Origin of the sequence: Paenibacillus yonginensis (assembly GCF_001685395.1) — a bacterium.
Lineage (GTDB): Bacteria > Bacillota > Bacilli > Paenibacillales > Paenibacillaceae > Fontibacillus > Fontibacillus yonginensis.
In genome coordinates, this window is sequence record NZ_CP014167.1 from 3030373 (window position 1) to 3042990 (window position 12618).

Annotated in this window: 12 protein-coding genes; 6 read left to right on the plus strand and 6 right to left on the minus strand. The window is 51.6% G+C overall.

What is annotated here, in order from left to right:
- Positions 1–11: 11 nt before the first annotated feature.
- A complete protein-coding gene (locus AWM70_RS13740) occupies positions 12–1016 on the minus strand; it encodes an ABC transporter ATP-binding protein (protein WP_068697280.1) in 1005 nt (334 codons plus the stop codon).
- A complete protein-coding gene (locus AWM70_RS13745; RefSeq protein ID WP_068697282.1) occupies positions 1013–2002 on the minus strand; it encodes an ABC transporter ATP-binding protein in 990 nt (329 codons plus the stop codon). The genes AWM70_RS13740 and AWM70_RS13745 overlap by 4 nt, the downstream gene beginning before the upstream one ends.
- A gap of 420 nt (positions 2003–2422) precedes the next feature.
- On the opposite strand from AWM70_RS13745, the gene AWM70_RS13750 reads away from it, so the two are divergent.
- The 6 genes from AWM70_RS13750 to AWM70_RS13775 all read left to right on the plus strand — a co-directional run bounded on the left by AWM70_RS13750 (position 2423) and on the right by AWM70_RS13775 (position 9151).
- Positions 2423–4168, plus strand: coding sequence for an ABC transporter ATP-binding protein (locus AWM70_RS13750; RefSeq protein WP_068697283.1), 1746 nt, complete (start codon positions 2423–2425; stop codon positions 4166–4168).
- Entirely contained in the window at positions 4161–5978 is a 1818-nt protein-coding gene (locus AWM70_RS13755) for an ABC transporter ATP-binding protein (RefSeq protein ID WP_068697285.1), read from the plus strand. Before AWM70_RS13750 ends, AWM70_RS13755 begins: the two co-directional genes overlap by 8 nt.
- An 83-nt stretch (positions 5979–6061) precedes the next feature.
- Positions 6062–6439, plus strand: a complete 378-nt coding sequence (locus tag AWM70_RS13760) for a PilZ domain-containing protein (RefSeq protein WP_068697288.1) — start codon at positions 6062–6064, stop codon at positions 6437–6439.
- A gap of 147 nt (positions 6440–6586) precedes the next feature.
- The gene (locus AWM70_RS13765) at positions 6587–7342 is read left to right on the plus strand and encodes an ABC transporter ATP-binding protein (protein ID WP_068697290.1); all 756 of its coding nucleotides are present in this window, start codon (positions 6587–6589) and stop codon (positions 7340–7342) included.
- On the plus strand, positions 7339–8412 hold the full coding sequence (locus AWM70_RS13770; RefSeq protein ID WP_068697292.1) for an ABC transporter permease: 1074 nt from the start codon (positions 7339–7341) through the stop codon (positions 8410–8412). Before AWM70_RS13765 ends, AWM70_RS13770 begins: the two co-directional genes overlap by 4 nt.
- A 61-nt stretch (positions 8413–8473) precedes the next feature.
- The gene (locus AWM70_RS13775) at positions 8474–9151 is read left to right on the plus strand and encodes a TetR/AcrR family transcriptional regulator (protein WP_068697294.1); all 678 of its coding nucleotides are present in this window, start codon (positions 8474–8476) and stop codon (positions 9149–9151) included.
- A 26-nt stretch (positions 9152–9177) separates the two neighbouring features.
- Here AWM70_RS13775 and AWM70_RS13780 read toward each other — a convergent pair whose 3' ends face one another.
- The 4 genes from AWM70_RS13780 to AWM70_RS13795 form a co-directional block, all read right to left on the minus strand.
- A complete protein-coding gene (locus AWM70_RS13780) occupies positions 9178–9930 on the minus strand; it encodes an amino acid ABC transporter ATP-binding protein (protein WP_068697296.1) in 753 nt (250 codons plus the stop codon).
- Between the two features lie 11 nt (positions 9931–9941).
- The gene (locus AWM70_RS13785; RefSeq protein WP_068697299.1) at positions 9942–10610 is read right to left on the minus strand and encodes an amino acid ABC transporter permease; all 669 of its coding nucleotides are present in this window, start codon (positions 10608–10610) and stop codon (positions 9942–9944) included.
- A 35-nt stretch (positions 10611–10645) separates the two neighbouring features.
- Positions 10646–11503, minus strand: coding sequence for an amino acid ABC transporter substrate-binding protein (locus AWM70_RS13790; RefSeq protein ID WP_206093354.1), 858 nt, complete (start codon positions 11501–11503; stop codon positions 10646–10648).
- A gap of 149 nt (positions 11504–11652) precedes the next feature.
- Positions 11653–12393, minus strand: coding sequence for a TetR/AcrR family transcriptional regulator (locus tag AWM70_RS13795; protein ID WP_068697301.1), 741 nt, complete (start codon positions 12391–12393; stop codon positions 11653–11655).
- Between the last annotated feature and the right edge of the window lie 225 nt (positions 12394–12618).

The following is a 12618-nucleotide window of genomic DNA, read 5'->3' on the forward strand; positions in this document are numbered from 1 at the left end:
CAGCAGAAGGCTTAAACTCCACCTGTTACCGATTCGCTGTACAGAAAACAAGCGGTCTGGTGTCCCGCTCCCGTATCGGCAAGCAAAGGCCGCTGCAACCGGCAGATGTCCATAACATGAGGACATCGGGTATGAAAAGCACAGCCTTGGGGGGCATTAGCCGGACTCGGCACCTCCCCCTTCAGAATGATCCGCTGCCGTTTCGCTTTGGGATCCGGCTGCGGAACGGAAGAAAGCAGCGCCTGAGTATACGGATGTTGTGGATGCTGGTAAAGCTCCTGCTTGTCGGCTATTTCCACAATTCGGCCCAAATACATAACCGCGACCCGGTCACAGATATGTTTGACGACGCTCAAGTCGTGGGCGATAAACAAATAGGTCAAACCAAACTCCTGCTGTAAATCCTGCAGCAGATTAATAACCTGGGACTGGATCGATACGTCAAGGGCCGACACCGGCTCATCGGCGACAATCAGCTTCGGCTGCACTGCCAGCGCGCGGGCAATGCCGATCCGCTGCCGCTGCCCGCCGGAGAATTGATGGGGATACCGCTGAAGATGACCGATAGGCAGGCCGACGATATCCATTAGCTGTTCCACTCGCTGCCTCCGTTCTGCGCCTCTGCCGATTCCATGAACCTTTAAAGGTTCTTCAAGAATACGTTTGACGTTCTGCCGGGGATCCAGGGACGAGAACGGGTCCTGGAAAACCATTTGCATGTCCTTCCGGCTTCTCCGCATTTGCTCGGGAGAAAGCGAGGTAAGCTCCTGCCCATCAAACAGGATGGTTCCGCCTGTAGGCTCTATCAGCCTGAGCAGGCTCCGGCCCGTCGTGGATTTGCCGCAGCCGCTTTCTCCCACCAGCCCAAAGGTCTCGCCCCGTCTGATGGCAAAATTCACATCATCTACGGCTTTCACATAAGTGCCTGAGCGCTTCAAGCCCCCCGCAGCGGCAGGGTAATATTTCTTCAAACCATTCACTTCCAGAAGAACATCTTCAGGCTTGGGTCCGTTCATACAGCGTCCTCCTTAACGGCTGAATACAGCCAGCATCGGCAGTACTGTCCCGAGCCCTTATCCTCCAGCTCCGGAAGCTGTTCCCGGCAGATCGGCATCACCTTGCTGCAGCGATCGGCAAACCGGCAGCCCTTCATATCGAGACTCAAAGCAGGAACTTGTCCGGGAATGGAATACAGCCGTTTTCTATCCTCATTCATCAAAGGCATGGATCGAATCAGTCCTTGCGTGTAAGGATGGAGCGGGTTCTCAAACAGCTGCTCCGTCCCGGCTTCCTCTACGATCTTCCCCGCGTACATGACAACAACCCGGGTACAAATTTCCGCTACGACACCAAGATCGTGAGTAATCATCATCATCGTTGTGCCGTTGTCTTCATTCAGTTGTCTGAGCAAATCCAGAATCTGAGCTTGGATCGTCACATCAAGCGCAGTAGTCGGCTCATCCGCAATCAGCAGCTCCGGATTGCACGAGATCGCCATAGCAATCATGACACGCTGCCGCATGCCTCCGGACAATTGATGCGGATATTCATCAATCACCGACTCCGGCCGCGGGATGCCGACTTTGGCCAGCATGCCTATAGCGTGCCGGCGGGCTGCCTTGCGGCCCAGCCCCAAATGAATTTTGACCGCTTCAACAAGCTGTTGACCGATGGTAAATAGCGGGTTTAAAGAGGACATCGGCTCCTGAAAAATCATGGAGATCCGGTCGCCGCGTATTTTTCGCATCTCCCGTTCGGATAAAGCCACTAAATCTTTCCCGCGGAATAGGATCGAACCTTGCACAATTTTGCCGGGAGGCCTGGGGATCAATTGGAGGACAGATAACGAGGTGACGCTCTTCCCGCACCCCGATTCGCCAACAACACCCAGCACCTCTCCGCGGCGGACAACCAGGCTTACCCCATCGACTGCAGGAACCTCTCCCTTGGAGGTCACAAAGTGAGTTCGCAATTCTTGAATTTCAAGCACCGTTTCTTTCATCGGAATCCCCTTCTCTCGAAATAATCGTTTGCGCCAAATGGATCGACATCATTTCAAGCAGGTTAAAGAACAGGAAGCCAAAGAAGGAAATACATAATCAAACACATAATCAAACAGAGTAGGATTAAATAGACTGACATGGTGTGGGAATTAAAGTCATTTGAGGTTCTAATATAATTAAGTGGAAAAAGATAGGTGGTTAATTCAAAACATTACCCCATCTCTCTCTTTTTGACAATACTTATGTGAGGTTATTTATCATTTAAAGATATATAAACCGCAAAAAAATGAGTGGACCGCCTTCACAAACTTTCGGCATTCCGAGAACTAAATTTTTTAATTATGTTATATTTTATATAGATGTGTTTGGTGTTTATCGTAGGAGTCAACAAGAAACAGTCAGAAGGAGGAACCGCCCCGTTGAAAAGCTTTCGATTACTCACGGATTATTTGCGCACCAACAAGAAACTCTATTTGCTAGCCGTCATTTTGATCATTGTTTCGAACGGAATTTTGGCATTGCTCCCCAAGGTGCTTGGAGAAGTTACAGACGGGCTGAAAGCCGGAGAGCTAGGCCAAAACGGGATTGTCCGGTACAGCCTGGTTCTGCTGGCCATTGCCGTCAGCTACGGCGCATTCTTTGGCATAGGACAATTTACGATTATGAAGCTGGGACGCCGGTTTGAGTTCCTGACGCGGGGAAAGATTTTTACCCAGTTCTCCCGGCTTGCTGAAGATTTCTTCTCCAAACAAGGCACGGGCAAACTGCTCAGTTATGTAATGAATGATGTCACCTCTGTGCGTGAAGCCATTTCTTTTGGCGTTACGCAAACGACCAATGCTGTGTTTATGGTGATCTCCTGCGTAGTAATGATGCTGTTCTCGGGAATTCCATTAACTCTGATGCTGGTCAGCGTCTGCCCGCTGGCTGCCATTCCGTTCCTGGTTACCTATTTCGGTCCCCGCATCCGGCAGAGATCCATGTCGGTGCAGGAGAATCTGGCCTCCATGACCGAATCGGCGGACGAACAGATTGGCGGCATCCGCGTAACCAAGACATTCGCCATCGAACCAACCGCGCAAAGCCGGTTTGGAGCTTCCGTTGAACAGGTCAAAGGAGCCCAGCTTCATCTGGTCCGGCTCTCCTCCCTGTTTCAGGCGGCGCTTCCTTTTCTGGGTGCGCTTTCGCTTGTTGTCTCCCTTCTGGTTGGCGGTTATATGACGCTGCATGACAAAATGACGCTGGGAAGCTTCGTCGCCCTGACCTTCTATCTGCGCATGCTGACCGGACCTCTGCAGACCATAGGAAATGTCATTAACATGATGCAGCGTTCCGGAGCCTCGCTGGACCGGGTCAACCGGCTTCTCGCCCAAATCCCGAGCGTCAGGGATCAGGAAAATGCCCGACCGCTGCGCCGTGTAGGCAGCATCGAATTCAATCATTTGACGTTCTCTTATCCGGATTCCGGCGAATATTCCCTGAAGGATATCAGCTTTAAAATTCCGCAGGGTCATACCGTCGGTTTGATTGGGCGGACAGGCAGCGGCAAAACCACGCTCGCCAAGCTGCTGCTGCGCATTTATGAACCGCCTGCAGGCACCATTCGGGTCAATCAGCAGGATATCACCGGGGTGACGCTTGAATCGCTCCGCCGAAAGATCGGATATGTGCCGCAGGACGGCTTCCTGTTCAGCACCGACATAGCCGATAACATCGCGTTTAGCGACCGCTCCGCCAGCTTGGATCAAGTGCAGATTGCAGCTGACCAAGCTTTACTGCTTGAAAGCGTCAATTCCTTCCCGGAAGGCTTCCAAACCCGGCTCGGTGAACGCGGCGTAACGTTATCCGGCGGGCAGCGGCAAAGGGCCAGCCTGGCGCGCGGCCTGATGAAGAAACCTGAGCTGCTGATCCTTGATGACAGCATGAGCGCGGTAGATGCCGTTACGGAAGCGGGAATCCTGAACAATCTGGTCCGTGAACGCACGGGCAAAACAACGTTGATTATTGCACACCGGATCAGCAGCGTGCAGCACGCCGATGAAATCGTCGTTCTGGATCAAGGAAGAATTGCACAAAGGGGTACACACGATCAGCTTCTGCGTGATCCGGACGGATTGTACGCTTCTTTATACCGCATTCAACAGGAGGGATTGCAGCATGCCTAGCTCGGCCGTTAACGCTTTACCGGGAGACAACAGCAAACCGAAACCAGAGAAAAAGGGTTCCCTTGAAGCCTTCAAAGCGGTCTTTGCCTACGCGAAACCTCACAAGCTGGCTTTCTCAGGTGTGTTTGTGTGCGCACTGCTTGGCATTTCCGCGGATCTGCTTCAGCCTTATCTCGTTAAAATTGCGATTGACGATCATTTAGCGATTGGAAAAAAAGATTTCGACTTGATCGGCATCATTGCCGCCGTTTATCTCGGCATTTCTATCATCAGCTTTATCTTCACTTATCTGCAGAACAACCTGCTGCAGTACGCCGGACAAAGCATTGTGGCCAAAATCCGCAACGATTTGTTCGGGCACATCTCCAAGCTGTCCATGTCTTATTTCGATAAAGTCCATCGCGGCAGCCTCGTAACAAACGTATCCAGCGATACGGAGACGATCAGCCAATTCTTCACGCAGGTGCTGCTCAGTCTGATCCGCGACGGGATGACGCTTGTTCTGATCATCGTGTTTATGTTTCAGCTGGATGCAACATTGGCCTGGTATTGCCTGATTGCTTTGCCGGTGATCGGAATCGTGGCCTTCCTGTTCCGCCGTTATCTGCGCGAAGCTTATCAGACGACGCGGAGCCGCCTGTCCCGGCTGATCGGCTTTATTGCCGAGAACCTGTCGGGTATGGGGCTTATTCAGGCCTTTCGTCAGGAGGAAGAACAGACGCGCCGGTTCACCGAGCACAATCAAAGCTATTGGGAAGGCAACATGCGTGAGGTCCGCGCCAACGTGCTGTTCAACAGAACGTTTGATTTTCTTGGGAATGCCGCGCTAGTTCTGGTCGTTTGGCTGGGCGGCATGGCAGTTTTTCATAAGCAGATCGAGGTCGGCGTCCTGTACGCTTTCACCAGCTACATCCGCCAATTTTTTGCTCCGATCAACCAGATTACGATGCAGTGGAATACTTTTCAATCCACCATGGTATCCATGGACCGGATCTGGAGCATATTCAGCACCAGGCCTGCCGTTAAGGAACCTGCTGCCGAAGAAGCCGTCCATCTCCCGCTCGAACAGGTCCAAGGCAGAGTCGACTTTAATCACATTTCCTTTGGTTATACCAGCAGCCAGACCGTTATTCCCGATCTGGATCTTCACATTGCCGCTGGTGAAATGATCGGGGTAGTAGGAACAACCGGGGCGGGCAAAAGCACGCTGATCAGCCTGCTCAACCGCTTCTATGACGTGACACGGGGCAGCATCGAAATCGACGGCATTGATATTCGGCGGCTCCCCCAAAGCCGGATTCACCGGATCGTAGGTTTGATTCAACAGGAGCCCTACCTGTTCTCGGGCAGCATTCTGGATAATGTCCGTTTGTTTCAGAAGGATATTTCCCGGGAAAAAGTCGTCGAGGCCTGTCAGTTCGTCGGCGCTCACGACATGATTATGCGGATGCCCGGCGGTTATGAAACGCCTCTTACGGAAAGGGGCAGCGGGCTTTCAGCCGGGGAACGGCAGCTCATTTCCTTTGCCCGTATTGTGGTATTTAAACCGAAAATTCTGATTCTGGACGAAGCAACCGCAAATCTCGACTCGCAAACAGAGCAGCTGGTTCAGGACGCGCTGCAGAGCGTCTCCAAGGGACGGACAACAATCGTGATTGCCCACCGCTTATCTACCGTCATGCACGCCGACCGGATCATCGTGATGAAGCATGGCCGGGCAGTTGAACAGGGCACACACGATCAACTCCTGGCGCGGCACGGTTATTATGCCGAGCTGTACCGTCATGCCAAGCAGGCTTCCGGACAGTAGCGTCTCGATTTTTGCAATTATTATGTTCTATTTGTCGAATTCTGGTATAATTGAGCAAATGTCTGTTGCCGGAGGTTTGCTTGATGATTACACGTAGAAAAGAACCCTTTCGTTATTCGATGCAAGAGCCGGTGGAATGTCAGCTGGAGTTGACTACCGTCAACCGGATGTCACTCTCAGGGAAGCTGATTCCCGCCCAAGTGATCGACATCAGCAAAAATGGCTGCAAGATCCGTTCCGCGCTGGATTTGAAAGCCTCCGAGCATTTCATTGAATGCCGAATCCACCTTCGCTTGAACGAACAACAGTTTATCTTTCCCGGCCAGATTCGCTGGCAGCGGAATTTGGACGGCTTCAGCCATGATTATGGCATTCATCTCCTGCTCACAGAGGATGAGAAAGAACAAATCAACGTTCAGCTGCGGGGACTTGCAGCGGAACGAAAAATAATAGTAATGTGATTCACAGACCGGTGCGTAAGCGCCGGTCTAATTTTTTGTGACCCAGCAGCATCTAATCAGCGCGCGCAAGTACAAAAAGAGGATTTACTTTCCAGCCGCCAGGGATTACAATAAACGCAAATAAAAAAGTGAGTAATCACTCATTTTATGAGACAGGATGTGATTTTTTTGGAAAGCTCCACGGCACCCGTCCTCTCTGCCCGACAAGTAAACAAAAATTTTTCAGGCAAAACGATTCTGGATGCTATTCACCTTGAGATTAACCCGGCTGAAATCTTTGGATTGCTAGGACCCTCAGGCTCCGGAAAAACAACCCTCGTCAAATTGTTAGCCGGCATCGACGTTCCAACCTCGGGAGAAATCAGGCTGCTCGGCACCCTGCTCCCCAAACGGGCCATGCTCCAGCAAATCGGCTATATGGCTCAGGCAGACGCTTTGTATCAAGAGCTGACCGCCCGCGAGAACATGGAGTTCTTCGCTGCATTGTACGGGCTCAAAGGAAAGCGATGCCTCGACCGGATCACGGAAACGGCAGAGCTTGTGGGACTAAGCGAGCATTTAAGCAAAAAAATCTGGCAGTATTCAGGCGGCATGAAACGGAGATTATCGCTTGCGATTGCCCTGCTGCACGAACCGCCGGTGCTGCTGCTTGATGAACCTACGGTGGGGATCGATCCGATGCTTCGCCGCTCGATCTGGGCGGAGCTGAGGACGCTGGCCCAACAAGGAACCACGGTTGTGCTTACCACCCATGTTATGGATGAAGCGGATAAATGCAACCGGCTGGCCATGATCCGGGATGGACGTATTTTAGCCGAGGGTTCTCCTGCGGCGCTGCTCAAACAAACAGGATCGGAACAAATCGAAGATGCGTTCATTAAATTGGGAGGTGGGAACTTATGAGAATCCGAGCCGTCATCCTCCGCACGCTGCGGCAGTTTAGACGGGATAAGCGAACGGTAGCTCTGATGTTTATCGCTCCTCTTCTCGTGCTCACCTTGATGAACCTTGTATTCAACGGCTCGGCTTACGTGCCGCGCATCGGCATGGCCAGCTCTGGCTCCACATCCGTATCGCAGGAAGCTTTGGCTGGCCAGCTCGAAGCTCAAAATGCCGAAGTGCTTCAATATCCTTCAAACGATTTGGCGGAAAAGGCGCTGGAAGACCACAAACTGGATGCTTTGGTTTCGGTTCAAGAAAATAGACTTGCGATCCGGCTTGAAGGCAGTGATCCGACCGCAAACCGCGCTGTCATGACCGTTATTCAAAAGATGACAACCGCACAGCCGCCTGCACAGCCTCCGTCCTCTGAGGGGACCGAGAACCTTCGATTCTCTCCTGAAATCTCTTATCTGCACGGATCAGAGGATATGAGCACGATTGACCATATCGGTCCGGTGCTGATCGGATTTTTTATTTTTTTCTTTGTTTTCCTTATTGCGGGCGTGGCTTTTCTGCGCGAACGGACCTCCGGTACACTCGAGAGACTGCTCGCCTCCCCGATTCGCCGCTCGGAAATCGTACTCGGCTACCTGGGCGGCTTCGGCTTGTTTACCTTAGCTCAAGCGCTGCTCATTACCTGGTACAGCATCAAGGTGCTCGGTATTGAAATGGCAGGGTCTTTCGGACTTGTGCTGCTGCTCACCCTGCTGCTGTCCATGACCGCACTGACCTTGGGCATTTTGCTATCGGCTTACGCCAGCAACGAGCTGCAGATGATTCAGTTCATCCCGTTAATTATCGTTCCGCAGCTGTTCCTATCCGGATTGTTTAATCTGGATACGCTGCCCGGTTGGCTGGCTGCTTTACGTTTCATTATGCCGTTGTATTACGGTTCGCAAGCTATGACCGATGTTATGATCCGAGGGCAGGGCTGGAACGGAATAGCCGTAAACCTGGTTGTGCTCATTGGTTTCTGCCTGCTATTCACGCTGCTTAATGTAGCGGCTCTTCGCAAACACCGCAAAATCTAGCTCTGCCTGCGAATTCATATGCTAAAATGAAAGGGTGTGTTTACAGAAAGGAGACTTTCAAATGAACCGTCAGCAGGACCGGGAGATTGAACAGTGGCTGGAAGAGCTATCAGCGATGGAGGACGAGCGCAAAATGACCGCCAAACAGCTGCAGATCGTTCGATCAGCCGTGGATATATTTTCCGAAAAAGGGTATGCCGCCGCTTCTACAAGCGAAATCGCCCAGCGGGCGGGCGTTGCCGAAGGGACGATTTTCAGACATTATAAAACAAAAAAAGAGCTGCTGCTCTCGATCGTGACACCGCTTATGAGCCGTCTTGTTGCTCCTTTTATTATCCGCAACTTCCAGGCTGTGCTGAGCGCCCAATATGAAACCTTTGAGGAGTTTCTCCGGGCCGTGATCGAGAACCGGATCGACTTTGCCCGCAAACATATGAAAGTAATCAAAATCCTGATTCAGGAAATCCCGTTTCAGCCGGATTTGAAGAAAGCTTTCCTGGAACAGGTCGGGGCCCCTGTCGGTTCGCGGATCCGTGAAATCATGGTTTATTACCAGGAAAAAGGCCAGCTTAGCAAAGAGATCAAACCGGAAACAGCTTTGCGTTTTATGGCTTCGACCATTATGGGGCTGTTCGCAGAGAAATTCCTGCTGTTCCCTGATCGTCCCTGGGATGAGCAGGCTGCCACGGATGAGCTGATTCAACTGATTTTGCATGGGATGGGCGCAGACTCTAAATAAATTTAAACCTGAAAGGTCCAAATTCCTTAAATATCCCTTTGCGTCAGCACATTCAGGAAAGCAGCGGCCCGCGGACTTGACGGGTGCTGCAGCACCTCGGAAGGCGGCCCCTGCTCGATAATTTGGCCCTGATCAATCAGAATCACCTGATCCGCCACATCGGCCGCAAATTTCATTTCATGGGTGACAACGGCCATCGTCATGCCTTCGGCTGCGAGCTGCTTCATCACTTTAAGCACCTCGCTCACCAGTTCGGGGTCAAGGGCTGAGGTGGGCTCGTCAAACAGCAGCACTTCCGGGTCAACCGCCATCGCCCGGGCGATGCCGACCCGCTGCTGCTGGCCCCCGGAAAGCTGATGCGGATAATTATCCGCCTTATCCGCCAGACCCACCTTGCCCAGCAGTTCAGCCGCCCGTCTTCTCGCTTCCTCCTTGCTTTTCCCCTGTACCGTGATCTGGGCTTCCATCACATTCGCCAGCGCCGTCATATGCGGAAACAAATTATACGACTGGAACACCATACCCGTTCGTTTGCGCAGCGCCAGCACTTCCTTCGGTTTAGGCCTGGACCCCGCATGAAAATCCAGCGTGACGTCACCTACCGTAAGACGTCCTTCGTCAGGCGTTTCCAGCAGGTTCAGACAGCGCAGCAGGGTAGTCTTGCCCGAGCCCGAAGGGCCGATAATGACAAGCACCTTGCCTTTTTCCAAGGAAAGATCAATGCCTTTCAGCACCTCAAGGGCTCCAAACGATTTATGCAAATTTTGAATTTGGATCATAGGGTCCCCTCCTATCGCGCCGAATAACGGGCAAGCCGTCTTTCCAGGTTATTTTGCAGCGCCGACAACACCGTACAGAAGAGAAGATAAATTAGTCCCGCTTCGGAATAGATCAGCAAAGGTTCATATGTGGTGGCCGTTATCTGCTGGGATTTCTTAAACAGCTCTACGTAAGTAATGGTTCCAGCCAATGAAGTATCCTTCACCAGGCTGATAAAAGAGTTTGCCAATGGCGGCACTGAAACTCTGGCGGCCTGAGGTAAAATTATACGCCGCAAAGCCTGGATTCTGGTCATGCCAAGCGAATCGGCAGCCTCCCATTGGCCGTTCGGAATCGACAAAATCGCGGCCCGGACGATCTCCGATCCATAAGCGCCGACACTGAGGGTAAATCCAATCACCGCTGCGGGAAAAGGGTCGAGCGTAATGCCTACAGACGGCAGCCCATAGAAAATAATAAAGAGCTGGAGCAGCAGCGGTGTGCCTCGAATGATCCATACATAAAAACGGGCGAGCTGTCTGAGCACCCCGATATTCGAAAGTCTCGCCAGAGCCGTCAGAATCGCCAGAATAAGTCCAAGCGCAAACGAAATCAAAGTCAGCGGAATCGTGAAAGCCACCCCTGCTTTCAGCAGGGGCAGCAGCGAATCGATAAAGATTTGAATTTTACGGTCATCCATAGGTCAAACCATCCTTTGGGCTTTGGGCTTTGGCCTTATTTCGAAACATCCTCGCCAAAATATTTTTTGGAAATGCTGAGGTAAGTACCGTCCTTCTGCATATCGGCAAGAGCCTGATTAACGGCGTCCACCAGGTCTGTTTCCCCTTTGCGGAAGAGGGCAGCGCTTTGCGAGGCGTTTGCCTCTTCATCCACGATCTTCAGCGGGATATCGGGTTTCTGCTTCTTGAGATCCAGATAAGACAGGTTGTCATTGATCGTGGCGTCAATCCGCTTGGAATTGAGCAGATCAATGGCCTGATTGAAGCCGTCGATATCTACGATCTCGGCCCCATTCTCTTTGGCAATCTTCCCGAGATTGCTGGTCAGCGTCTGGCCGGCTTTTTTCCCCTTGAGATCGGCAAAACTCTTAATATCAGTATTGTCTTTCCGGACGATCAAAACAGCCTTGGAGGCAATGTAAGGGCTTGAGAAATCATATTTCGCCTTGCGCTCATCATTGATGGACACCTCGTTAAACACCGCATCAAAGCGTTTGGCGTCCAGACCGGCTATCATGCCGTCCCATTGAGTTTCAACAAACTCTGCTTTCACGCCGAGTCGTTTGGCTATCTCCTTGGCTATGTCCACGTCAAAGCCGGTCAGCGTACCGCCGGCATCGTGAAAGGAAAAGGGCGCATAAGTTCCCTCTGTCCCGATCAGGAGCGAACCCCGCTTCTGGACCGCGGCCAAAGCGCCTTCACCACCGTTACCGTTGCCGGAGGAAACCTCCGGTGTAGTTCCCTGGGCGTTCCCCGGACTTGGGGAAGGTTCGGCGTTGTTTTTGTTGTTCCCGCAGCCGGCAATCATCAGGACGATTACCAAAACGGCTGCAATCAAATTCCATTTCTTCAAAAGCTCCGTCTCCCTTCTTCCTGTTGTCATGTATACTTTACCCAAATTGTTTATGAGTTATTTGGTGATGAAGCAGCGCAGCCAAATCAAGACAAAAAGCCACTTCATCTTGGATGAAGCGGCCTCCCTAGTTCGCTTTGAGGCGCTCGCTATTCAATTAAACCCGATTTAAACAGGCTGAACACGCCTTCGCAGAACTCCTCTTTCGTTGTGGCATAATGTTTGCGTTGATACATATAGACGTCCGGACTGACAACCGCGATGATCGCATTGGCCGCTAAGGAGGGACTTACCGTCTTCATCTCCCCGCGCCCGGCAGCCTCTGTTAATAAAGCCGTAATCAAGACATTCAGCCTCTCAAAAAAAGGATGCTCAAACTGGGTTAATTGATGTTTGCCCATAAATTCCGCTTTGATGACGTACAGAAGCTCCGTCTGCTCATCAATGAAATTGACGATGTTCTCCAGCGTCCATTTCAAACGATAAACACTGGGATAATCTGCAAGCGGATCGACCAAATCTACGGAATCTCTGGAATCTATCGAGTCCACGGGACCCTGTTCGCCTTTCGACCTGGCCAGCTCCTCCTTGGACGGCCCCTCCTCCAGCCGGGCCAGCAGCGCTTCGCTGCTTCTGCGGAGCAGCTCCGAGCTGATCTCTCCTTTGTTGGCATATCGCCGGTATAAAGAGCCTTGTCCAATATCCGCCAGCTTGGCGATTTGCGACATGGTTGCCTCCTCGAAGGTTCCTTTATGCAGCATGTCTTTAACGACATTCAGAATCCGTTTCTTGTATTCATCTTCAACCTGGGCAACTCCTTTGGAAGACAAGGCTTCCGGACCTTTGGATAATTTCTTCTTATTTTTGTTACCGGCATTAAGCCCTCTCATTCATTACGCTCCCTTGGCAAATCGAATTTGACAATACGGACATTTGTCCGTAAACTATAGATGCTATTTCGGACATCTGTCCGTAAATGGTTTGCCTTTCCTTATATCTTATCTTAAAAAGAACCGGACGGGATCGTCAATGAACCTTTAGGGAAAGTTGTTCCCGATCCGGCAAGAAGAGGAGCAGGAGAAAACATGGTACACTCTGTACAACCGGCTGCGGAT

What these genes read in the sequence shown, in the direction of transcription:
- AWM70_RS13740 (WP_068697280.1), bottom strand. Translation starts at nt 1,016, where the DNA reads ATGAACGGACCCAAGCCTGAAGATGTTCTTCTGGAAGTGAATGGTTTG.
- AWM70_RS13745 (WP_068697282.1), bottom strand. Translation starts at nt 2,002, where the DNA reads ATGAAAGAAACGGTGCTTGAAATTCAAGAATTGCGAACTCACTTTGTG.
- AWM70_RS13755 (WP_068697285.1), top strand. Translation starts at nt 4,161, where the DNA reads ATGCCTAGCTCGGCCGTTAACGCTTTACCGGGAGACAACAGCAAACCG.
- AWM70_RS13760 (WP_068697288.1), top strand. Translation starts at nt 6,062, where the DNA reads ATGATTACACGTAGAAAAGAACCCTTTCGTTATTCGATGCAAGAGCCG.
- AWM70_RS13765 (WP_068697290.1), top strand. Translation starts at nt 6,587, where the DNA reads ATGAGACAGGATGTGATTTTTTTGGAAAGCTCCACGGCACCCGTCCTC.
- AWM70_RS13770 (WP_068697292.1), top strand. Translation starts at nt 7,339, where the DNA reads ATGAGAATCCGAGCCGTCATCCTCCGCACGCTGCGGCAGTTTAGACGG.
- AWM70_RS13775 (WP_068697294.1), top strand. Translation starts at nt 8,474, where the DNA reads ATGAACCGTCAGCAGGACCGGGAGATTGAACAGTGGCTGGAAGAGCTA.
- AWM70_RS13780 (WP_068697296.1), bottom strand. Translation starts at nt 9,930, where the DNA reads ATGATCCAAATTCAAAATTTGCATAAATCGTTTGGAGCCCTTGAGGTG.
- AWM70_RS13785 (WP_068697299.1), bottom strand. Translation starts at nt 10,610, where the DNA reads ATGGATGACCGTAAAATTCAAATCTTTATCGATTCGCTGCTGCCCCTG.
- AWM70_RS13795 (WP_068697301.1), bottom strand. Translation starts at nt 12,393, where the DNA reads ATGAGAGGGCTTAATGCCGGTAACAAAAATAAGAAGAAATTATCCAAA.